The 24205-nt window shown below is 38.4% G+C and carries 21 protein-coding genes; 17 read left to right on the top strand and 4 right to left on the bottom strand.

What is annotated here, in order from left to right:
- The first annotated feature begins 118 nt into the window (after positions 1-118).
- From GJU39_RS20670 to GJU39_RS20700, 7 genes are all read left to right on the top strand, one after another.
- Positions 119-625, top strand: a complete 507-nt coding sequence (locus GJU39_RS20670) for a hypothetical protein (RefSeq protein ID WP_154282902.1) — start codon at positions 119-121, stop codon at positions 623-625.
- A 182-nt stretch (positions 626-807) separates the two neighbouring features.
- Positions 808-1002 carry a hypothetical protein gene (locus GJU39_RS20675; protein WP_154282903.1) on the top strand — a complete coding sequence of 65 codons (195 nt, stop codon included), beginning with the start codon at positions 808-810 and terminating at the stop codon, positions 1000-1002.
- Positions 1003-1860: 858 nt separating this feature from the next.
- On the top strand, positions 1861-2244 hold the full coding sequence (locus tag GJU39_RS20680; protein WP_154282904.1) for a response regulator: 384 nt from the start codon (positions 1861-1863) through the stop codon (positions 2242-2244).
- Positions 2245-2702: 458 nt separating this feature from the next.
- Positions 2703-3542, top strand: a complete 840-nt coding sequence (locus tag GJU39_RS20685) for an SDR family oxidoreductase (RefSeq protein ID WP_154282905.1) — start codon at positions 2703-2705, stop codon at positions 3540-3542.
- A gap of 47 nt (positions 3543-3589) precedes the next feature.
- Entirely contained in the window at positions 3590-3853 is a 264-nt protein-coding gene (locus tag GJU39_RS20690; RefSeq protein WP_209437695.1) for an Atu4866 domain-containing protein, read from the top strand.
- A 10-nt stretch (positions 3854-3863) separates the two neighbouring features.
- The gene (locus GJU39_RS20695) at positions 3864-4778 is read left to right on the top strand and encodes a helix-turn-helix domain-containing protein (protein ID WP_154282907.1); all 915 of its coding nucleotides are present in this window, start codon (positions 3864-3866) and stop codon (positions 4776-4778) included.
- A 576-nt stretch (positions 4779-5354) separates the two neighbouring features.
- On the top strand, positions 5355-6281 hold the full coding sequence (locus tag GJU39_RS20700; RefSeq protein ID WP_154282908.1) for an arginase family protein: 927 nt from the start codon (positions 5355-5357) through the stop codon (positions 6279-6281).
- Positions 6282-6576: 295 nt separating this feature from the next.
- On the opposite strand, the gene GJU39_RS20705 is transcribed toward GJU39_RS20700, so the two are convergent.
- On the bottom strand, positions 6577-7518 hold the full coding sequence (locus tag GJU39_RS20705; protein WP_154282909.1) for a ketopantoate reductase family protein: 942 nt from the start codon (positions 7516-7518) through the stop codon (positions 6577-6579).
- Between the two features lie 87 nt (positions 7519-7605).
- Here GJU39_RS20705 and GJU39_RS20710 point away from each other — a divergent pair, with 87 nt between their 5' ends.
- From GJU39_RS20710 to GJU39_RS20745, 8 genes are all read left to right on the top strand, one after another.
- Positions 7606-7878 carry a winged helix-turn-helix transcriptional regulator gene (locus tag GJU39_RS20710; protein WP_209437696.1) on the top strand — a complete coding sequence of 91 codons (273 nt, stop codon included), beginning with the start codon at positions 7606-7608 and terminating at the stop codon, positions 7876-7878.
- Between the two features lie 711 nt (positions 7879-8589).
- On the top strand, positions 8590-9048 hold the full coding sequence (locus tag GJU39_RS20715; protein WP_154282910.1) for an ester cyclase: 459 nt from the start codon (positions 8590-8592) through the stop codon (positions 9046-9048).
- 239 nt (positions 9049-9287) lie between these two features.
- Positions 9288-10268: a nuclear transport factor 2 family protein gene (locus tag GJU39_RS23655; RefSeq protein WP_209437697.1), complete on the top strand. Its 981-nt coding sequence runs from the start codon at positions 9288-9290 to the stop codon at positions 10266-10268.
- Between the two features lie 997 nt (positions 10269-11265).
- Positions 11266-11445, top strand: a complete 180-nt coding sequence (locus GJU39_RS20725; protein ID WP_154282911.1) for a histone H1 — start codon at positions 11266-11268, stop codon at positions 11443-11445.
- 411 nt (positions 11446-11856) lie between these two features.
- The gene (locus tag GJU39_RS20730; protein ID WP_154282912.1) at positions 11857-13494 is read left to right on the top strand and encodes an FAD-dependent oxidoreductase; all 1638 of its coding nucleotides are present in this window, start codon (positions 11857-11859) and stop codon (positions 13492-13494) included.
- A 667-nt stretch (positions 13495-14161) separates the two neighbouring features.
- The gene (locus GJU39_RS20735) at positions 14162-15487 is read left to right on the top strand and encodes a family 43 glycosylhydrolase (protein WP_245228044.1); all 1326 of its coding nucleotides are present in this window, start codon (positions 14162-14164) and stop codon (positions 15485-15487) included.
- An 866-nt stretch (positions 15488-16353) separates the two neighbouring features.
- Positions 16354-17256, top strand: a complete 903-nt coding sequence (locus tag GJU39_RS20740) for an EamA family transporter (protein WP_154282914.1) — start codon at positions 16354-16356, stop codon at positions 17254-17256.
- Between the two features lie 101 nt (positions 17257-17357).
- A complete protein-coding gene (locus GJU39_RS20745) occupies positions 17358-18425 on the top strand; it encodes an NAD(P)H-dependent flavin oxidoreductase (RefSeq protein WP_154282915.1) in 1068 nt (355 codons plus the stop codon).
- A gap of 322 nt (positions 18426-18747) precedes the next feature.
- On the opposite strand, the gene GJU39_RS20750 is transcribed toward GJU39_RS20745, so the two are convergent.
- The 3 genes from GJU39_RS20750 to GJU39_RS20760 all read right to left on the bottom strand — a co-directional run bounded on the left by GJU39_RS20750 (position 18748) and on the right by GJU39_RS20760 (position 22895).
- Positions 18748-19779, bottom strand: a complete 1032-nt coding sequence (locus tag GJU39_RS20750) for a neutral zinc metallopeptidase (protein WP_154282916.1) — start codon at positions 19777-19779, stop codon at positions 18748-18750.
- 1635 nt (positions 19780-21414) lie between these two features.
- Positions 21415-21570, bottom strand: coding sequence for a hypothetical protein (locus tag GJU39_RS20755; RefSeq protein ID WP_154282917.1), 156 nt, complete (start codon positions 21568-21570; stop codon positions 21415-21417).
- Positions 21571-21731: 161 nt separating this feature from the next.
- Positions 21732-22895: an alpha/beta hydrolase gene (locus GJU39_RS20760; RefSeq protein WP_209437698.1), complete on the bottom strand. Its 1164-nt coding sequence runs from the start codon at positions 22893-22895 to the stop codon at positions 21732-21734.
- Between the two features lie 126 nt (positions 22896-23021).
- On the opposite strand from GJU39_RS20760, the gene GJU39_RS20765 reads away from it, so the two are divergent.
- Together GJU39_RS20765 and GJU39_RS20770 are read left to right on the top strand one after the other, a co-directional pair.
- The gene (locus GJU39_RS20765) at positions 23022-23825 is read left to right on the top strand and encodes an SDR family oxidoreductase (RefSeq protein WP_154282918.1); all 804 of its coding nucleotides are present in this window, start codon (positions 23022-23024) and stop codon (positions 23823-23825) included.
- Positions 23826-23889: 64 nt separating this feature from the next.
- A complete protein-coding gene (locus GJU39_RS20770) occupies positions 23890-24135 on the top strand; it encodes a hypothetical protein (RefSeq protein ID WP_154282919.1) in 246 nt (81 codons plus the stop codon).
- Positions 24136-24205 lie beyond the last annotated feature (70 nt).

Here is a 24205-nt window from a genome sequence, read left to right on the forward strand (position 1 = left end):
GGACCTTATTAAATTAACTCGGCTAAGGGGGGCTTTTTAAAGTGGTGAAGAGGGGTCAATTTGAAGCGGTTTATCCATCCTGGATCTCAAAACCTTAAAAAACCCATTCTATCAGCCAATGGGAGGAAAAACAAATACAATCAGCCAAAATAAAAACGCTGTAATAGACGGTGCCGAAAAAGAACAAAACGCGTCGGCTCCCATAAATGAAACCATAAGGCAAAACACGGAATCCCCTAAATCTCTTGGGACAGTTGTAGATCTGCAGCAACCGAAGGATGATAGCAACAGGCCGCAAAAAGCCGAGGTCAAAGCGGAGAAGCCAGCATTAAATCTGGAAAGTACACTAAAGCTGGTGGAAGAACTGCACCGTAGAATGGTTCAGCGGGGTAGACTGGTTTATACGATTGCTAACTTGGATAAGTTCGAAATCGAGCAAAAGCAGGAGGCTGAGGATACCACATCAAACTATTATCAGGGCTGTGAACTTGAGATTACAGACGATAAACGCAATAAATTTTCTACTAAAAACCCGGTAATTATTAAAGCCGTGGCAAGTTTCGTTCGTGATTTATGTACCCATCGATTGGCTGAAATCGAGGCAGAAATTATCCTTCCAGCTTAAATATTTAAACCCTGCCCAAAACGGGTAGGGTTACTCAAAAACCGCAAGATCAGGTATGCCGCATTTTTATATCCTCGATGAGCTATACTGTAACGCTAATCCGAGACCTTGCAGATTGAAAATCCACAGGATATTAATCTCCAGTATAATCAGTTTCTAAACCTATATTAAAACTAAATCCCATGAAAACACAAGAATTATTTTTTATTGTCCGCATTGAAGTGGAAACAGCATATGAACACCTAAGCGATACCCTGAAAGAAATGGAAGAAACTTCCCGCTTTTTGATGACCAATTCCCCGAAAGTCAAGGTAGTCAATTCAGAAATCTTAACAACTAAAACCAGAAACCTAAAAAACAGCACAGACGGCGCCTGACATATAATATAATAGGAAGTTGCAAAAATACACTCATCAAGCTTTAGATACAGCAACATTTATTTTCAACCTTCAGAAAGTTAATAAAATGATGCCGCCATATTCTAACCATTTAGATGTTCAATGGCTCAGGAAACAGAGAAGTAAGTGCAAGAATTAAGGACATAATAGGTTGGTATGCAGCAGAGAGAACTTGATAAAGTTCGGGCGTTTTCATCAAATTAATACAAGTGAAACAAATTGCGGTTTTTGGCTTCGCCCTTATGTCTCGTCAGAAAGAGATGAGTTTCATATTCAGGAGATATGGTTTAAAAATTGAACCGGTAGAGTGTCCGTTTTTAGTATTACCTTTCAAGTATTATTCTAGAAGCAATTAAGGGCTGAAAGAATGGGTTTTATATTAAGCGGCACTCTACCTCTCCCAGTTCTTCTTAAGGTAGTCTTCCCAACTATCAAAGTCACAAAACTGCGCAAGACTATTTAAGATAAACGGTGTCAGTAACAGTTTGTTTGAAAAGAAAATGCTTTGGATTGTGTGCTCTGATAAGTAGTTCTTTGTTTTAATAAATATCTGCTCTGATAGAGGCCTGCAATCTTCAAGCCTGATTTGTTTTGAAGTCATGTTTGTTAATATCAGCCTTTTGAGCTGTGCAATTTGTTCAATATTTTGCATACCATTGAAATTTGAGTGCGTTTAACTAATTTAGCCCACTGAAATATTCAGATAGCTTTATTTTGAAGTTAGCGTTTTATATTTATAGTTAGTAAATATTCACAAACAGATAGATAAAAAAATCCAATTTTAAAACAATATATCAGCTGATATTTATAGCCCTTACCTTCTATAATGATATTTACATGAATAAGAAAATTTTATTTCTAGATGATGACCCAATCGCGCTTTACAGCTTTGGAGCAATTCTTAAAGATGCCGGTTATGAAGTAAGGTGTGTTGAGTCGACTGAATTGTTCTCTTCGCAGGTTGATGAATTTTTGCCCAATCTGATTATTTTGGATATAAGGCTAGGAAATACCGACGGCAGGAAGATTTGTAACGAATTGAAGCTTAATATGGCTACCCGGAATATTCCCATCGTAATGCTTACAGCATTATCTCATGAAGAAATCAGCGAGATGGAATGTGAGGCGGATGCTATTATTGGAAAATCCCTTGAATCAGCAAATTTACTCTTGACTGTGGGAGTTCTTTTAAAAAACCAAGTGTTCAGTGAGTATATTTAGAATATTGTCTGCAAATTTTCACTCACTCACATAGCAAACGCTACCTATTTTGTAAACCGACTAAAAGGGGCAGTTAAGAATATTTTTGATGCAGTTTTGTCGGCTTTAATATTTATGGAGTTGAAAGCTAGGGGGATCTAGGTTAGCCCTCAAATTGATTATACTGTAATGTTAGGTTGACCATAGGATGTACCCATCATCCGCCATAAACTCTGGTAAACGGATTAGTATAACTGTTTGTTGTGGTTCGTTTTCATGGCGTAAAGCCGCAACTCGACAATGGTTTTTTAGACAATTCTTCTCTTGCTTGAGAAGACGCTCTCATGTACGCTCACATAATCCACCGTCAATCAACAAAATAATCACGATTTAGCTACATCATTCATTGATTTGGTTACATCAGAAATTTTGCCAAAAGTTAATTTTGTAACATCAATTCAAATAGAAAATATAAGAATATGGAAACTAAAAAAGTGTGGTTAGTTACAGGAACTTCAAAAGGGTTAGGACTCTCTTTGGTTAAAAAGTTGTTAAAAAACGGTTATTATGTAGTTGCCACTTCACGAGACACAGAATCTTTAAATAAAGAAATCGGACAAATTTCTGAGACCTTTTTACCACTTAAAGTAAATTTAACAGATAACAATGATGTAAAAATTGCCATTGAAAAAAGCATTGCACATTTCGGTAAAATTGATGTGGTTGTAAACAATGCTGGCTATGGGCAAACAGGAACGTTAGAAGAACTCACTGATGAAGAAGCAAGAAAAAATTTTGATATCAATGTTTTCGGAACCTTGAATATTATCAGAAATGTAATGCCTTATCTAAGACATCAAAAATCTGGTAGCATTTTTAACATTTCATCGGCAGGCGGATTTTTTGGGGGTTTTGCAGGTTGGGGCATCTATTGCTCTACCAAGTTTGCAATTGCTGGATTTACAGAAGCATTGGCAGAAGAAGCAAAAGAGTTTGGAATAAAAGTTTCGGTTGTTTATCCTGGCTATTTCCGTACAGACTTTCTTAGCAATAGTTCTTTAATGTTACCCAAACATCCTATACAGGATTATGAAGCTGCCCGCCAATCAGAGCAATTACACAGCAATGCCATTAACGGAAATCAGCCAAACGACCCCGAAAAAGCGGCAGATGTCTTGATTGCCATAAGCGAAGAAGAAAATCCACCTGTTCATTTACTTTTAGGAAAGGATTCTTTTGAAATGGTGCAAAATAAAATTGATATCATAACCAAAGACCTTGAACAATGGAAAAAATACACTTTCTCCACAGCATGTTAATCCTGACTGTATTGACCACGAGCTGTACAATTAATAAGAATCGACCCATGGAAAAAAACAAAACGATGGAAGAAACCAAAGATTATATTGGTTTGTGGGTAACAAAGGACGACCATATTCGCCATGAACTATTGGCTAACAATAGATATGATGAAGCACGGGGTAATCTCAAGAGTGCCTATCAAGGTAGTTATAAAGTCACGGGAAATCATATTGACTACAAAGACGATACTGGTTTTACCGCAGATGGAGAGTTTAAGGAGGGAATTTTGTATCATGGTGGCATGATTTTGCGTAAAGAAAAAAAATAAATTTGTAGTTATGGAAAAAACATTTCGCTTTAATTCAATAGCAGAGTTTCATACATTCTGCAATTTGCCCAATCCTGAACATCCATTGATTAGTCTGATAGATTACAGCAAAGTTTCGTATTCGGCTAATGAAAATGAATTGAAATGGATACAGAATTTTTATTCAATTGGCTTAAAGCGAAATGTTAATGCCAAGTTCAATTACGGACATCAAGAGTATGATTTTAATTCTGGTGTTCTAACATTTGTTTCACCGCTTCAATTTTTGAAGATAGAAATCAATCAGAATGCTGTGGTCCAGCCAACAGGTTGGCTTCTGCTCATTCATCCCGATTTTTTATGGAATACCGCATTAACAAAGAAAATAAAGTCTTATGATTTTTTCCAATATGCTGTAAACGAGGCGCTGTTCCTGTCAGATAAAGAAGAGAAAGTTATTGTAGATGTTCTTGAAAATATTGAAAAAGAATACCAGTCTAATATTGATAAATTCAGTCAGGAACTTATTATTGCCCAAATAGAATTGTTACTTATTTATTCAGAACGATTTTATGAACGCCAGTTTTTAACCCGAAAGAAATCAAGCCATGAATTATTAGAACGATTTGAAAAAGTAATTGCCCAGTATTTTGAAAATGGAAAATTATCCGAAAATGGAATACCCCACGTAACAGACGTTGCAAAGCAACTAAACATTTCACCCAATTATTTAGGAACACTGCTACGATTGCAAACGCAACAAAATACGCAGCAGCATATTCAAAATAAACTGATAAATTATGCCAAAGAAAGATTGAGCACTACAAAATTATCTGTAAGTGAAATAGCTTATGAATTAGGCTTTGAACATCCTCAATCATTCAGCAAACTTTTCAAAAGTAAAACCAATCTTTCGCCTTTGGAGTTTAGGCAGTTATTTAATTAAAGTCTAAGACAATCCAAACAATTTGACTAGTTAATCCATCTATTCAAACTATAGCACAGCAAGATCTGCCAAACAAGAACATATACTTAATTTGAATGCAAATGGTCCGATTTGCCTAAAGCATCAATTCTTAAACGTAAAAAATTGCGGTATATAATTTTAAATAAAGGTAAATTATGCAAGCAACTTAAACACGGAAATTAAGTTGCAATCTTTCGATGGAAAAAATGTTTTTGTAATAGGTGCCAATCAAGGCGTTAATTTTTAAATCTACAAAGCCATTGAGTAGAATGGATATAACTTCCCCTTACTTTTGTCATGTATATATTTCGACATTTTTACTATAGCTTCAATGTTTCAATGGTTATCTGGCCGTAGCCGATTATTTGATTTTACCTAATGCTAAATTGTGATTCATATCACATCACAATATGTATTAAACCTTGGAACTTTGCTTTAAGAATAGCGGTTAAAAATTTCTAAGATTACAAATCATGCAAAGTTGCATAAGCAGGGGCTTAAAAATCTACCCTCAAAGTAATCAATAGTAATAGAGTAACCATAAAGGGAATCGATATGAAAAATGAAAAAATCAAAAATGAAGAAAAGAAAAATTCTACCCTTCGCCTTTTATTCCCTCAATGGCAGGGAGGCAATAATGAATCTTATGTCTTTGGATCGGAAATGTTGTCGTGGCTTGCCCCCGATGCTTCCGGACCAATTGAACGGGTCACAGTGCAACAGCCAGATGGCAATCCTTTAACTGTGGAAGATGGTATTGTAGCCAGGAAAGTGCTGCTTGAACAAGCCCGTGACGCCCGTAGATTAATCGATAAACATCAGCCTGAACGAATTGTTGTTCTTGGTGGAGATTGCTTGGTTTCTCTGTCTCCATTTGCTTACCTAAATGAGATATATGAAGGAGAATTAGCGGTATTATGGCTAGATACACATCCTGATATCATGACCAAAGATGTATTTCAACACGCGCATGCAATGGTCATGGGCAATTTACTTGGAGAGGGAGAAACAGATTTTACTCAATTGGTGAAAAAACCTATTAAACCTGGTAACGTAATGTTCGCCGGTATTCGTGATACTTTGCCAAGTTTACCGGATGTATTGAGAGTGGAAGAAAATTTGTTTAAGCGTCTTGATCTGCGTCGTGCTGGACCAAATACCCTAGCCAAGTCAAGCGAACCCGTTATTGAATGGTTAAGGGGCATCGGTGCTAAACAACTTGCTATACACTTTGACCTCGATGTTCTTGATCCTACACTTTTTCGATCACTACTTTTTGCCAATCCAGATCCATCAGTACCTAAAATTGAAGGTTCTCCTTCTGGCGCTATGAATATGGCACAAGTAATTCGACTTCTTTCTGATGTTTCCAAGGAAGTTGATGTTGTAGGTCTTACTATTGCTGAGCACCTTCCATGGGACTCGATGGCCTTAAAAAATATGCTCGGCAGACTACCACTAATAGGTAAAGTGCAAAAATAAACTTTACTATCATATTGGTGAAAAGTGTTTTTAAAAAAGCGAAATGCTTTTTTACCCATTGATTTTATCGTGATTTTACTATAGGACAGTAACAAAAATTCTATAAGCTAGATTATTGTAAATCAATGGGTTGTTTTATAAACGCAATTGCATATACTGCTAGTATTTGTAATTAAAAAACCCTGTTCGTACAGCCTTTCTAGGATTAAAACTCTTTATAGAGTTCAGATTATGCCTGACAACATACAATTGACTGGGTTTATTTTAGTTTCTGGGTTTATTACCAGTATTTATGTTACTCAGCGTTGCCGCTATGTTCATACCTAGGTAAATGAATATTAATTTCCTTTGCTTTGGATATTACATCCTGAACATAAGATTTTATCTCAATTGGGTTTGAATGGCTTGTAAGTATTATTCTTAAAGCAGGAACCCATTTGATGACAAGATTCATTATGATTGCTAAAAGCCAAGGCGGTAAATTAAACATTTTCAGATCTGATGCCGCATCTAAATCTACCTTCCTAAGTTTAAGCAATGGTATCAATTCTTTACCATTCAGAACAACATTTTTCCAAAACGTCGTAGTTTTCATAGCCTCCAATGAAATTAATCCTGTATTGGACCTCGCAGCTTCAAGATGTAATGCTGCATTAAAAACAAAGTGCCCAAATAGCCAGGAGCGAAAGTCTTTTGATTCTTTTATTTTAAAGTAAGAAGCTCTAAATAAATTTGCTACTGCCTCACTGCGTTGGCTTTGGACTACACCCAAAGTACCCATATAAATATGGTCAAGTAGTGCGCCATTTAATGTGCCTTTATCATCAAATCCACCACCTGCCATAGGAAAACCCCAAACCAACTGACCTTCTGGAAGTTTATGAACTGCTTGTTGAGGTTCTTCCCATAGATTGTTAAATACTAATACGGTAGCACTTCCAATCTTATTGGCTAAGAAATCAACTGCATCTTTAAAATGATAATGTTGTACACTCAAAATTATCAGCTCGTAATCGTGATTAGCATTCAAATCATCGATCATTGTAATCTTCCATTCATGCTTTATCTTAATTCCTTTGATGTTTTTACGGGTGTCTAGAATATTTAGATCAACGGTTGGACCATATTCAGCAATCCTGCCGGGCCTAACATAAAACGTAACCTCATTTCCTGCATTTTCAAGTGCCCAGGCATATTGTGTTGAAATTACCCCTCGACCAAATAATAATATTTTCATTTTTTCTCTTTCTTTTTCAACAAATATATGCTTCCTTTGGTATGTAATGTATATCAGTATACTAAAGTATACTAATCTGGATCTGCTATGTATAAAAATATTAAAACCTTAATAGACCTTAAAAATTGCAAACCTGATCATGCTATGGCACTAATTGAGATACTCAATATTTTTTCCGGAAAGTGGAAAATGATTATTATCTGTGCCTTATTTCAGGAAGATATTCGTTTTACTGATATTCGAAGATTAATTCCCGCCATTACACCTCGTATGCTTTCAAAAGAACTCAAAGACCTGGAAATGGATGGCATCATCAAAAGAACTGTTATAGACTCTACTCCAGTTCTAATTAAATATTGACTCACGTCATCTGCAATGGACTTGAGTGATGTTATTTTAAGTCTGATCGAATGGGGGGTAAAGCACAGAAAGGTTAGTATAGAGAGCAATGATTTACCATGCGCATCTTTATCAAAGTAGTTCGTATTCTGAATTTTTTTCATGATTACTGATTAAAACGCTTTGATGAGTTATCTTAATTGCCCAGGTAGATTTTGTCTGGAAGATTAATAATACATATCAGCCTTCCTAATCGATGAGGACAGCGCCTACATGTTAAATGTGCTAACCCGAGGTATCTAAACCATGAGTAATAATTTGATACTGTACTATTCGTTTAAATTCACAGGTACATCGGAGTATTATTAGATTTCTTTAACATAGATAACGTATTCACTATTTTACCAACAAGTCTATTTCATTAGTTCGGCAGGAAAAGTAAATGATCAACTATCTTGCTTGCAACAAGAGTGTTTTACTAACCAAAATTTTTCCTTTAATTTTTTGATTGCGTTTAGCTATAAACCCCTTATCGATAAGGTTCGGGCGAATAAAGTTCGTTTGTTGGGGAATACTTATACTCACGCTTAGGATCTCTAAATTCCTGCTTATTGCAGGACAGATTGTAATTAATGATGTGTGTTGGGCTTAAGAATCTGAATTTAGTGATTCATGTCACATTATTAATATTGCAAAGTATTTGATCTTTATGCCTATGTAAAAAAAGATATTATGAAAACAGCATCAGAAAATGAAAACATTATTCGCGAGCTTTACAGAGTTGCGGAAATTCAGGATCTCAAAGCCTTTGTTGACCTTTTTAGCAAAGATGGTTACTTTCTGGACGTTTCATCCGGTATTAAATATCAAGGGCAGGAAATCGGCGAAGCAATTAAAATTTATGCTAAAGCTTTCCCTGATATGCATAGGGAGCTCTTTGAATTTTATGTAAATGCGGAAGACAATGTGGTTATCGTTGAGCTTGCTTTGCAGGGTACACATAAAGGTCCGTTACAAATGCCCCTAGGAACTATTCCTTCGACCAATAAAAAGATCAACGTACCGTGTTGCGATGTATTTCACATGGAAAACGGAAAGGTAAAATCTTTTCACTGCTATAATATCGCTACTGAACTATTGGCCCAAATTGGTGTGCTTTCGAACCTAAGCGAAGTTGTAGAACCATCTTAATAGCTAATTGATATTCATTGCTCTAAGCAAGTTATAGATTAAGCTGCTAAAATGAGAAAAATAAGGATCTGTTTTTGTTAGAAGAAAAAGGTCTGTATTCTCATCCATCTTCCGATAAATGCATCGGTAAGTTGGCCACAGAATGATTAATATGCGTTTGGTGGGCACAGACAAGCATCGGCCAACTTAGTTCCTCGAGTTCTTTACCCTAATATGTCTTTTTAAAAAACCAGAATCAAATGGAAAAATATCAAAATGCAACATCATTACTGTTTAGCTATCTCGAAAACATTAATGACACGGAGAACGTTATCGAACTGTTCGCCGAAGATGCTGCTATAGAGTTACCATACCTGAATAGTTTGGGTATCTCCTGGCAGTGGAAAGGAAGAGATGCAGTATATGAATTTTTAAAAGCAATACCACGAACTTTTGTCGGATTTAGATCTGAGGATATAACCATCCAAATGGAAACATCCGAACAGGTTTTTGCAGAATATGCTATAAGTGGCAAAGAAGTGGTTACAGGTAACCCTTATCAACAGTCTTTCATGGGTAGGCTGGTTGCCGAGAATGGAAAAATCACTTTGTTGAGGGAATTTATGGACATGACGCATGTTCCTGCGACGCTGTCATTTAATCATCCATATGATTTACTCAATGTAAAAAACAATATTACTGTTGGAATTGATCATATTGGTATCAATGTGCCCGACATAGAAAGCGCAAGTAGCTTTCTACAACAGGCATTTGATGCGGAAATTCTATATGAATCCTATAGCAAGCAACAGCCTCCTCTTGAATTTGATGGTAATGAAGCCAATTTGAATTTGTCGCCTCAAACAAAACTTTTCGCCTGCCGAATGATCAAGATAGGAAGTGGGCCAGACATTGAATTGTTTGAAGTTCACGTTAATGGGCAGCGCGAAGCTGTTAAGTCCAGTGATCTCGGGATACAACATTTTGCAATCTATACAGAGGACATTAAATCATCACTGGAAAAATTTTCGAAGGCGGGAGGGAAGTTATTATCAGACCCAGATCGACTCTTGTTTCCTTTGGAAACAGGTGAAAAGAATTTTTTCTGCTATGGTGTGACGCCTTGGGGCACTTCAGTCGAATTCATAACCTATCCCGATGGGATGCCTTATGAAAAGCAAACCAATCTTCGCAGATTCAAAGCTGGAAGATCAGTTTTCTTTACTCCAGATATTAGATGAGTTAATTTTTTTTAATAGCGAACTGAAACATTGAAAAGTGTTTTGAGATCAATGTTAAAAATGCTGCTGGGTTTTTTTAGAAGTAAACCTTTCGGATAAAACGATTGAGGAACGCTACAATGATATTAAAATTTGGCCTAAGTCTTGGACTTTTACGATAGGAAAAACAATTAGATAAAAAAGAAATCGAAATTCCAAGCAATGTTCTTTAAATCCATTTTATGATATCGAGCAGCATTATGGAAGATTTTTTCAAAGCCTCCCAAACACATGTTTCATAATGTATAGATATCCCATTTTGACTGAAAAAACAATATAAAGATCTTTTAAGCACCCATTGGTATGGGCTGTCTAGGCTACATTACATCGGTTTGGAAACCACAAACCATATTGTCCCTTCCGAATTGAAAACTAAGTATTTTAAATGAAAAACTTCATTCCATATTTATTCTGTCTGCTTTGTGCAGCACTAATTTTTGTTTTTTTAGGAATTAACTACTTTGCTGTTTATCAGCTTCTCCCAATTCTGATCTTTTGCGTCTTTCAAAGAAAACTATTCAGGGAAGTGAAAACACGCTCTTTACGTATATGCTATCTTTTATCCTTCGTGGCATTATTATTATATCCGCTCGCAATGCAGATCGGGTGGTATTTTGATATTAATAAGATGGCTTCAGGATCATCAACCAGCGGGCTATTATTTCTATATCTTCCCCTATATTCCACAGTCCTCGGTCTGATCCCATCGCTCACAGCGCTATTTATAAAAAGGGCGAGGCGATAGGTTCTTTGCAAATAAATGTATTGTTACAATGACCATCATTCTTAAAAGAACAGGCATTGAAAAAAGCGGTAGCTACATCGAAATACAAGGAGGTTTAGACGAGCCAGGGTTTGGGCATTTAAGCTGTTTTTGTATTTTAGCAGCTCGTTTTCTCTAAAGCGAATATTAAATTTATAAACCGCTGCCCATTTATAGGTAGTATAGAACAAAATTATGGAAAAGTTTAAAAAAGTAAAGGAGCTAGTATCCTCGATTGAGACAGATGCTTCAAAATTTTATGATGCTGGGAACGCTGCGGCAGGTACACGCGTGCGCAAAGCAATGCAGGAACTCAAAGTCCTTGCTCAGGAAATCAGAACTGAGGTTACAGAGAAAAAAAATAGCGATAAATAAATTCAGCTGTTTTGGGAAAAGATAAGTCCCGGCCAATGGCCGGGACTTATCTTATTCAATTGAATTGGTATCAGGTCTCTATTTGCAATCTGAAATCTTGCTCTTATAGCCTTTAACCTATCTTCGCTAAACCAAGCGCAATTCAGCTGATGGCGCTAATGATGATATAAAAAATTGATAACCGTCAGAAAAAGAGCACGATGGTAATTTGAAAGCATTCAGCAGCAGCGAAGGTATTACTACCGCTATGTATTTGAGTATAGCTTGTTATCACTTGTTCTTACTTTCATTTCTTATAAATTTATTTCTACGATAAATAATATGGTAGGGTATAAAATTCACCAGCTATTTTCCGTTAGTACTGCTTTAGGTAATTCAAAGTAATTTGCCTCCTCTATAAATCAATTTAAAATGACTGATCCAAGGTTTCCAGTTCTAACCCAGACACAAATTAATACACTAAAAGAGTTTGGTACCATTATAACCTTTGCAAAGGAAACCTTCCTTTTTAAAGTTGGTGATCATGATTATCCCTTTTATGTCGTATTAAATGGTGAAGTATGCATTACCGATCCCAATAATAAAGAGATAAAGGGTACACATGGAATTAATGAGTTTACAGGAGACAATAGTATGCTATCCAATAGGAGTATTCCATTCAACGCCCTAGCCGCAAAGGGCACTACCGTACTCAAGATAGAGCCTAAAGTGTTAATCCAGGTGATAGCAACCCATAGTAGCATAAGTGATGTACTGTTGGGGGCTTTTCTGCGCAGGCAGGAATACATGTTGAAAGAATATACCGGGGGGATAAAAATTATTGGTTCAGAGCGATCTAAAGAAACTTATGTTCTACGGGACTTTATGGAGAAAAATCATATCTGGCACTCTTTTTTAAATACCGATATCTCAGACAAAGCAAAACAACTGTTGCAAAGCTTCAATTTATCTGACATGGACCTACCTATAGTGCTGAGTATGTCGGGGGAAGTTTTTAAGAAACCTTCAATAGCAGAACTTGCCAAACTCACGGGTGTGCTTGTTGAGTTCGATGACCAAATCTATGATGTGCTGGTTGTTGGCGCCGGACCGGCAGGTCTGGCAGCAAGTGTTTATGCAGCTTCAGAGGGCCTGAGCGTAGTTGCTATAGATGGTAATGCACCTGGTGGACAAGCCGGAAAGAGCTCAAAAATCGAAAATTATCTGGGTTTTCCGATAGGAATATCTGGGAATGACCTTGCTAACAAGGCTTACATGCAAGCTCAGAAATTTGGGTGTAACATCTCTATTCCACGAAAAGCAGTAAAGCTTGAATACAACGGTGACTATTTTAACTTATGCGCTTCAAATGATAAGAATATTAAGGCAAAGTCGATTATTGCTGCTACCGGAGCGGAATACAGACGGCTACCCTTAGAAAACACCGAAAAATTTGAAGGCAATGGCGTTTTTTATTCTGCAACCGGAATGAATGCCTCGGCCTGTAAAAATGAAATCGTTGGTGTGGTCGGAGGTGGAAATTCAGCTGGGCAGGCAGCCCTGTTTCTTGCAGATCATGCATTTCAGGTTCATATTATCATTCGTAGTAATGATTTAGGGGATAAAATGAGTGATTATTTAGTTCAGAGAATCCTTACTACGACCAATATTATTGTTCATACCAAAAGTAATATCATTCAGTTAAATGGAAGCCATTACCTGCAATCGATAGTCCTGGATAGGCTTGGAGAAACACAAAAGATAGGGGTTTCAAATTTGTTTACTTTTATAGGGGCAAAACCATGTACCGAATGGCTTAATGGCACCGTCTCAATGGATGCCAAGGGATTTATCCAGACCGGAAATGATATAGAACAATCTGAATTGTTAGCGTGTTCAATATTTAGAAAGAGAAAACCACAAAGCCTAGAAGGGAGCGTACCGGGATTTTTTGCCATTGGTGATGTGAGGAAAGGCTCAGTAAAGAGAGTTGCATCTGCAGTTGGTGAGGGAGCGATGGCCGTAAGTCAAATCCATCAATATCTAACGGACCTTAAATCGCTCAAATAATCAGAAAGGTTACCGGTTTAAACTGCTTAGCCGGATCTTCCAGCCTATTTTAATCAAAATTGCGTGCAAGCCTGCTTTCTTCGGTTCAAATCGTATTAAAGGGATAATTTTAAACAAATTCAGCATCATTCCAATGCATTCTAAGCAGGCCAGAGCCGATAGATAGCTGTCCTGAGTTCCAAATATTCGCGTATGTTAACCCGTAAACTAATAAAAACCCAGGTTATCATTAATCCTTGTATACTTCATGCAAGAGTTATCCGCTAACATACATTTAAAGGCTTTTCCTTTACCGTTAAATTGAGACGTTTAGGATAAGTATTGATACACCATATATTTTGGGGTTTTTTATATTGCATATTAGCGCACCACAGCGAGCAGGGATGGTAAAGGGTTATATTGGTAAATAATGCTAGCGCTAAAGATATTCGGAATAGCAACTTTCCGTGAAATAGATTTGACAGTGATGTGCATTTGAAAAATCCTAACCATATAAACTATCATTATTATGAGAACTAGTATCACTCGCCGCCTTAAAGGCCTAACAGCTGCAGCAACTATCATCCTATTATTGTCCTCCTGTTTAAAAAAGGATCTCGATACACTGCCGTCGGCAAAAATTGATGCTCATCCTGATCTCATGGTTTCATCCAGTAATCTTATCGCGATGGCAGCACTAGGACAGATGAGTGGAAACCCCATACTACCCTCACCAACAGCTGATCCGGATATCTTATACACAAACGGCAAGTATTACATCTACACGACCGCTACAGGTCCCGGTGCAAGCCAGTTCCACTGTTACTCATCAACTGATTTGCTATCTTGGAATGATGAGGGTATTATACTGGACTTGGCGGGCGTCAGCTGGGCACAGCAAGATGGCTGGGCTCCAAGCGTTGTGGCCAGGAACGGAAAATATTATTTTTATTATACGGCAGAAAAAAAGATTGGCGTTGCGGTAAGCACAAGTCCTACAGGGCCATTTATCGACAAAGGATCGCCACTGGCAACTGGAGACGGCACTGACCCAATAGACCCGATGGTTTTTATTGATACCGATGGTCAAGCCTATATGTATTGGGGCAACACCTTGTTAAACATCCAAAAACTTAACCCTGATATGGTCTCCTTAACCGGAACGCTTGGCCATCAGAAACCGTCCAATTATTTTGAGGCTCCATATGTGATCAAAAGAAATAGCATCTATTATCTGATGTATTCTGTTAAATGGTATACTGATGATGACTATCATGTTGAATATGCGACCTCCAGCAGCCCGATGGGGCCTTGGACCAGTAAAGGAAGAATAACATCTCCCATAGGTGAGATAAAAGGTCCCGGACATAACGCGGTACTGGTAAAGCCAGGCTGTCCGGATGAATTTCTATTTATCTATCATAGGCGAACAAGCACCGTTGTCGACCAGAGGCAGGTGGCAATAGATAGGATGTTCTTTGATGCCTCGGGGAATATAATGCCGGTAAGCATTACCAAGTCTGGTGTCATCAAAGCTGCCGGAACTGCGGCTTGCATAGTTCCAAATCCGATTGCCAACGGCCAGTACGCAATCAAATCCAAAATGATTACCTCTTCAGGCGCCGGTCTATTTCTCGATATTCCAGCATGCTCAAATTTGAACGCAGATGTACGAACCTGGACCAAAACAACATGCAACGGGCAAAAGTGGAACATTAGCTATCAGGGAAACGGCTTCTATAAGATAATATCAGAACAACCTAGCCACAAATCTCTGGACTTGAGCAGCTGTGGCCTTGATAGGGGAACAGATGTGGGCGTTTTTGACGCTAATGGGAGCAATTGTCAGCTATGGAAAATCGAATCAGCCGGCAATGGTTGGTACAGGGTGATGGCCCGAGCAAGCAATAATGTATTAGATATCGAAGATGCGAGCAACGTAGCAGGAGCCAATGTAAGATCCTGGTCCTGGAATGCAACCGATGCCCAGTTGTGGAAGTTTGAGGCGCCTTAGCAAGATATTGGTTATGTGCTAATGTCAACAATATACCCTCCATAGTTAATCCTTCATTAGGAGGAATTTCTTTTCCATAAATATGTTTGTCTTTTGCTGTTAGTAAAAAGTGTCATTCATGCACGAGTTTTACTAACAGCAAGGACAGGCGTTAATTCCTAAATTTTTTACCAAATCAAAAAGTTTAAAATAGTATTTTGTCTTTGCCAACAGTTTGGGAAGAATAGTGCAATCACTACTAATTATGCTCAGAGAAATGGAGGGCTTGGCATATTCCCCTATTTCCATGATTCTTATTTTACGATGTCTGCCAATAGTCCCAATGTTATTAAATCGGTATGCGCTTGCAATTTCCCAGCAGCTCAATTTCCCAATCGGCATAATATGTATGTTCGGAAGGAGGCATCACCTTTAAAAAATGCAAGGGTTAAATTTCATCGAATAGACTTTTGTCGCAGGAAGCCCTACGTCCTTTTTATTCGTATATTACCTAATCGGGGGAAAATGGGGGGAGGTCAATCCTGCAATCCTATGTGCATCGATCTAATGTTATCAAGCCCGGATTTCTTCAGCGAAATCATGCCACCACCTAAGCACATGCCGAATGGTCAGAAAGTACCCTGCGAGCAGTGCCATCTCTCAATTTACTTGATATTCTGGAAAGACCATGCTAAGATAGCTGCCACAAATTCACAATATTCTGAGGTAGTTTTTTCTGACATTCAGCGTTGGTATATAAATATTTTCATTCTGAAAAAGTTTGCCCATGGCTATAAACTTGTCATAAGCTGGTTCTTGTTTTTAACTTTGTCTCCAAATATAAACTCAGCCAGTGCTACAAGATAAATGGATAATATTATGCATCAATGAAAAACTTAAACAATTTTAAATACTATCTGGCAGCAATAGTTGCGTTTTCAATCTGGGGTTCTTTTAGCTTAGTGTTACGACCACTGCAAAGTTATTCTTCACTGGATATCTTATTTTACCGCGTTTTTAGTTGTGCTGTATTGATGTCGGTGGTTTCCATGATATGGAAACGTAAGAAAATGAAAGAAAATCTTGAGCGCTTTATTGGTTTGCCAGTCAAAAAGCGAAATAAAATTCTTTGGCTGAATATTGGTGCAAGTATACTTTTAACCATAAATTGGTTTTCATTTATCTATGTAATGAACCACATTAATGTGCGTGCAACCTCAGTAGCTTATCTGATTTGCCCAGTGTTGACCACAGTATTGGCATATCTTTTTTTACGGGAAAAACTGAACTCTTCGCAATGGTTTGCTGTACTGCTAAGCTTTACGGGATGCATATTACTTTCCTATACAAGCTTGATTAACATGCTTTACAGTGCAATCGTCGGACTGAGTTATGCATGTTATCTGATTAGCCAAAATAAAAACGATGGCTTTGATAAGTTTTTGACCCTGAATATTCATATTGTTTTATCAGCAATTAGCCTGCTTCCTTTCTATCCATTCTATTCCGGTCCTCTTCCTACACAAATTCAATTTTATTTTTATGTTGAAATTATCGCAATCCTTTACACCATTGTAGCACTATTTCTGAATTTGTATGCGTTGAGTGGGATAAGTTCTTCAAAAGTTGGAATGATTCTAAATTTAAATCCCATCATTGCTTTCATTTTATCCATCACGCTATATCATGAGTCCTTTAGCTTGATAACAATTATCGCTTACAGCATTATTTTGATGGCCGTTGTTATTTTCAACAGTAGTAACCTGGTTCAATCGAGTAAGAGTAAATAGAAATGGTTTATGCCCCAATACAGAGAAAGGTGCTGTATTGATGCACTCTTTTTAAGAAGTTTAATACAATTCCAGTCTTGAAAAAATAAATTTATATCCTTATGAAAGACCTTAAACACTTACTAGATATTAATTACCCAATTGTTCAGGCACCCATGTTAGGGGTGAGTACCCCAGCTATGGTTGCAGCAGTAGCCGATTCGGGTGGATTAGGTGCTCTTCCTTTAGGCGGGCTTTCACCGGAAAAAACTTTAGCCTTAATTAGAGAAACCAAAGCTAAAGCTGATAAGCCTTTTTCGGTAAACCTTTTTGCCCATTCTCTGGAGGTTGAGCTTATAGAAGCGCATATTGCAAAAATGGAGACTTTTATGGAGATCCTTCACAAGAAATATAATTTGCCCTTCAAATCTCAATCAATTTCTGGTTGCCGATTTTATAACCATCTTGATCAAATCGATATCCTGCTGGATGAGCAGGTGCCCATTGTAAGTTTCACTTTTGGTTTACCGGAGGCAGGCGTAATTGAAAAGTTCATACAACGCGGTGTCAAACTAATCGGAACAGCAACCAGCGTTGAAGAAGCGGTCTTGCTGGAAAATGCAGGCATGGATGCTATCGTTGCCCAGGGTATTGAAGCCGGTGGGCATAGGGGCAGCTTTATAGTAGGTGAAGAGCTTCCGCAAACTGGCTTGATGGCACTTATTCCGCAGGTTGTAGATAAGGTGTCAATACCGATTATTGCTGCCGGGGGAATTTTTGACCACCGAACTATCAAAGCGGCATTTGCCCTTGGTGCAGTAGGGGTACAGCTCGGCAGTTATTTTCTTGCGGCAGATGAAAGTGCGGCGGGCGAAGTGTACAAAGAACAGGCACTAGCAGCTACTGATACCTCAACTGAACTAACCCAGGCATTTACGGGCAAATGGGCAAGAGGAATCAGAAACAGCTTTATGCAGGACATAAAAAATGCTGATTTGAATATCCCGCATTATCCCTATCAGAACAGTTTGACAACTGCATTAAGGGACTTTGGTAAATTAAATGGAATAGCGGATATCATCTCGCTCTGGGCTGGCCAGTCTGTATCTAAAAGCAAACGTGGAAGTACCGAAAACTTATTTAAAGAACTTATCAAGCAAATGCAGGTGAATCCTAATCCTGTATTTTAGATGACAATCTATTTTGTCAAAATTCTAATCCATATTTAATGCGCAGTGCCTTAAATTCAAATCAGTTCAGTGCCGCATGCGAGACCTGTTGGAGCGTTTTGAACCCCTCCCCAAAAACTAGCCGGGCAAATCTATGAAATTGACTGTTTTTGGGGAGAAATCTAGTCCTCACAGTTATAAATGAATTAGAATTGATAAAAATAAACATCTCACATACCAAGGCAAATATGGCGCACGTGCAGCAAAGTAAATAATATTTTACCACAACCGCAGGGGTGATTGGTCGCCTTGATATTGAATGAACTATTATTGTTATGAAAGATTATTTTTTAACTATATTATTTAATTCTGCGTCAAACAGTTTTGCAAATTCGGTGCTTGGTAAAATATAGCCTTTATTAAAAGCATTTTTGGCCAGTTTGTATCCCCACTCAGTGGCTGCCTTTCTTTGAGCAGGTGTGCCGTGGTGCGAATCAACAGTAAAATCGCAATCACCTGTATTGAAAAACACCTCAGCAACTTGTTGCAAATCATTAAGTTGCATATTTTCCCCCTTCGCATGCGCCAAAAAGTAGGCGGCATAAGCATCGGCCATTAATTCGATACGGCGCGATGTTTTCGGGACGAGTTTCATACCTGTTTTTAAAATACCCAATTCATATTGAATGTGATGCCCGAATTCATGGGCAAGAATTGCCTGAGGAGCATTATCTCCGTAACCAATTGCATCGAAACCTTCCAATAGGCCATCACAAATGATAATTTTAGCTGGAATTTGACCCACATTCGCAATGGTTGTGTCAGGAATAGCATATTGATTAAAGGTAAAAGCTGGATGTTTCCCGTTAAGATACTGCGGATAGGTTTTAAGCAATGTAGCTATCGAGTCGGCGTAGAGGTTTGCTTTGTCATCACTGTAGCTATATACATTCTTATACATTTTAAGTATTTTACTTCGATCCTGCAGCATGGATCCGTGCGCTGCGACTTTGATAATTTTATTGGACTGGATATTCCAAAAGCGTTTTACATCGATAAAGGCCTTATCAATTTTTTCGGTATATTCACCATTAACACCAAAGTATTGGTTTTCAGGGCTATTTTCATAATGCAGTGCGTACATATTTGGCAAGTTTGACATCTGCAACGCTTCACTAGCTGCAATGAGCGTTGGCTCCTGGCCCCACTTTTTAAATTCGTCAAATAACCAGACACGTATAGGAGGATTAATGCAGGCACTCGGTTCCACTTCAGCTAAATCCGGTGTTTGGGGATGTTCATTTGTTTTTCTACAGCCAGAAAATAAAATAAAACAGGTAGCAATTGTTGTAGTAAGAATATTAATGTGTTTCATAGGATGTTCGTCGTTTAAAACGATTTTTGCGGTAAATAAAAATTTATAGATTTAAAATTATAAATGTGCTTTGCTATTTAAAAATTGCACTTGCAAGCATAAAGTATAATCTGCTTTTACTAAGACTTGTTAGGAATATTTCTGTAATAGAAGGCTAAACTTTGCGTCTTTATATTCAATGTTGAATTCATATATATCCGCAAAAGTATACCACAACCGACAGCTTAAACTTAGCAATCAGGCGAACTGACCAAATTTAGATATGAACCAGCCAATCATTACCTTGGATAACAAAATTTACATCCCGTCCTGAGCAATTTTCAATATCACTATTTGCATTATTATCTGCGCTTTTGAAAAATTAAATCACGCCTAATGTTCAATTTGTTCACATTTCAAGACTGGATAATTTTTGATTTTGAATATTTATCTTGCATTGCGGTTTAAGCTCGCTTTAGAATGGTTTCATTCTTCCCGAAAAATGGATGTATGTCTGCTGTTTAATCTTTGAATTGTAGATGGTAAAAATACAGAAGGTTGTCAATAGTATTTGATATAGTAAATCATGCAGTTTTATGGAGCTGCTTAAAATCATTCTGGTAATATGTGAAAAGCATACTGGGCGTTGTAAACTTTTTCAGACAAGATATATTTAGTGAAGTACCCGATAAAGTCCATTTTTACAATTACGCTCAAATAGGTATACATCCATATAACTTTCAATTAATCCTCCCCCAGGAAACTCAAAAAGGAGTAAATCTTATCTGGAAGCATGATTGATAATAAAAAGGTTGTGCCAAACCAATACTGTTAAATAACGTTATTTAAATTTTAGCTAAAGCATGAGAAAAGGGGTGATAACAAGTATTATAACAACCGCGGGGTGTGGATACCTAGTTGATGAGAATGATCAGGAGATACAATTCTGTTTAAGGAATCTAAGGGGTCAGCTGAGTGTTGGGGATGTAGTATGGTTTGAAATAGACCTAACCAATCATGGACTTACCGCAATAAATATTAGGCTGGGAGCGAAATAATGGTTGGTCTAGGTGTTTCATCGTCTAATTTATTAACTGTGATACCTCTTAATGAGTCCGTTGTTAAAGTGGAAGATCAGGGAACAGCGCAATATTAGGGATATGGAATTATTTACATTGTGGGAGGGTCTAGTGGCAAGGCGAAGAGCATGGACCTGAAAGCTGATGGATCGGCCAATCTAGGCCGCTAAGGCAATGTGATTCGCTACATTTTTTTGATTTGGCGCCGCTACCATCAGCGATGAGGATAGGTATCGTTTTTTGGGGATCACACCAGTGCAGCAGATGGATTTGGCTACCTCGAGGCTGATAGGCGGGCTATTTTTGGCTAGAGCTTGCAGCTGAACCAGTTAAGCTTATTGATGAATTGTCAACAGATGAGGTGAGCCACCAAGCTGACACTATTTTATTTACCATACCCGATACATTGGGACTAGCATATATCGTTCACATTCTTTCTGCTATTATGGAACATATCGCTCCTGCATTAGGCTGGCGGTGAAAAGACTTAACATAATAACTATTTTTTTAATTATTCTAATTGGAATGCAGTGCCTGCCTGAGGTTTATTTACCAAATCAGGGCAGAGTATATCTGGTTATCTAAGTTCCCTGATATCAACTGCCCTTAATCCAAAGGTGGTAAGTTCGATATCGAAGCTAACCCAATCAAATTCTGTAATTTTGGAACTTCGACAGTCATCGAGCGAGAAGATAATATCCTGACCGTTTTCGTCAAAAATTATTCCCTTCATTTCGTTGGAATTAATCTCACTGATGATGCCTATCCTCATAGTGGTTGTTTGCTCTAATTAACAAATCGAAAAGTCGTTTCCCTTGTTGATGTTTTTCTTTCTATGGATAAAAGGAAAGTAAATGGTTTCTATGCATTCCCCAGTCAGTGATCGTTTCATCGCTAAAGATTTTTTTGAAAGAAGGGAATAAGTTTCTTCAGCGCCTCAACAGTCGCTTCTGGCTGATCATATAGGTCGTAATGGCTTGCACCTTTAACAACATGTATCTTTTTATTAATAGATGCTGCCTTGTTGAAAAGCGTAAATCCGTCCCGGTATGACCCAAACGCGCCAACCTGGTCGCCAACAATGATTAGTAGGGGCTGAGTGAGGTAACGCTCTGCAAGATGGTAGGCATCAAAAACCACCAAAGCGGACATACTATTGAAAAGCAACTTATTGTTCGCTGTTGGATATGCTCCACGGGGCGTTCTGTAATAATCAATAGCACCCAACATATCAAATTCTGCCGATCCTTTTTCTTGTGCATCCTTAGCAGATGCTGGCGTCCAGGGAACGATCATAGCGCTCGCTCCCCTGGCTTGTGCGGTTCGCTGTTTACCTACAGCCTCTAAGGTGCTTATGGCATCTGACTCTCCGAATGCTCTGCTGGCACTGGTCCCGACCACGGTCGCTACCGCTTTTACCCGCCGTTCGGTGAGTGCGGCATTGGCAGCATAACCACCACCCGCGCATATCCCCATCAAGCCAATTCTGGCCTCATCCACATACTCCAATGTAGTCAGATAGTCTATCGCGCAACGGATATCCTCCACCCGGGTAGCAGGATCTTCGAGATAGCGGGGCTCGCCACCACTCTCTCCCTGAAACGATGCATCAAATGCAAGGGCTACAAATCCGTTCTGCGCCATTCTGGCGGCATATCTTCCTGCGGTTTGCTCTTTGACGCTGCTACCGGGATGCACGCAGACAATTGCCGCGTATTTTTTATTAGGGTCAAAATCCATAGGCAGATGGATATCGGCCGCAACCTTCCAATCTCTATTATTAAAGCTTACTTTCTGCATTTGTTTATAATAATGGTTTAAATTTTGAGTTTTTGTGCCATCAGGATGATTAACGATAGGGTTGTGAGGATTACTTGGTTGTTTCGCACTTATACAGCTGGTCATAAATACCTTTGGTATGCCCAGGCTTGCTAGTGGTAAAATGGCAAGGTTTCGGATAAAAGTCCGACGGCTGTTTTTCATATCGCGAATATTTCTCTTAAAGTTCAGTATCCATCTGGTATAAAAAGTTTCCAAAACGGACTTTGTTGTATCCATAGCGGATTGATCAATCGCTGGTGCAACAGGCCCAGATAATAGAACTGAAATGGATACAACAAAGTCCGTTCTGGAAACATACCAATAACAGCTTTAGCTTAATTTGGCAGCATTTAACAAAATACAATGAGAAAGACGATATTTATCACCGGTGCGTCATCCGGTATGGGAAAGGCAGCTGCTAAACTATTTCAACAGCGTGGTTGGAATGTTATTGCAACGATGAGAAGTCCCGAGAAAGAAACGGAGCTTAATGCGTTGGAGTTTGTATCTGTACTTCCGCTCGATGTTACCAGTGCTGAACAGATTAGCTTAACCGTTTCCAAAGCAATAGCACTGCATGATATTGATGTCGTATTCAATAATGCAGGCTATGGTTTGATGGGTGCCCTGGAGTCTTATTCCGATGAACAAATAGTAGATGAGATCAATACCAACCTCCTTGGCGTGATTCGCGTCACGCGCGCCTTCATTCCAAACTTTAGGGAAAAGAAAAGTGGCCTATTTATCAGTACCACATCTATGGGAGGATTTTTAGGATTTCCACTGCACTCTATCTATCACGCTACTAAGTTTGGTGTTGAAGGGTGGTCCGAGAGCATGTCCTTTGAGCTAGCCCCCCACAATATCGGTATTAAGACGGTTGCTCCAGGTGCAACTGAAACCAATTTTTTAGTCTCTTCACTAAAAACAGCTCTACATCCCGCTTATACCGATATTGAGAATAGCTTATTTGCAAGCGCAGCAGAGATGATGGGCATGGCCATATCAGCCGAACAGGTAGCCGAAGTAGTTTATCAGGCCGCCACCGACGGTAAGGATCAGATACGCTATCTTGTTGGCGAGGATACGAAGGCCTTGTACGAAAGACGCTTGGCAATCGGTAGTGAAAAGCATCGGAAGGAAATAAGGAAGCAAGTAATGGGATAATATTTGATAGTTTGTAAAAAACTAATGAAAACTGCGTTTCTTTGAGGAGCATAAATTCAAAAGCATGAAGGTGATTAATTCCATATCCGAGAAACATCGGCTACTATCCCTGCCCGAACCACTGCACCCCTTAATCAGCATGGTTCATATCGCTAACATCCGTGTACTGGATGATTCTGTATGGAAACATTTTTCCCTGGATTTCTATTGCATATCACTAAAGAGAAATGTGATTGGCAAAATGAGATATGGCCAACAGTATTATGATCACACTAAGGGTTTGATGACCTTCGTTGCCCCAAGTGGATAAACCGCTTCAAATTGACCCCTCTTCACCACTTTAAAAAGCCCCCCTTAGCCGAGTTAATTTAATAAGGTCC

Origin of the sequence: Pedobacter petrophilus (genome assembly GCF_009674725.1) — a bacterium.
Taxonomy (GTDB): domain Bacteria; phylum Bacteroidota; class Bacteroidia; order Sphingobacteriales; family Sphingobacteriaceae; genus Pedobacter; species Pedobacter petrophilus.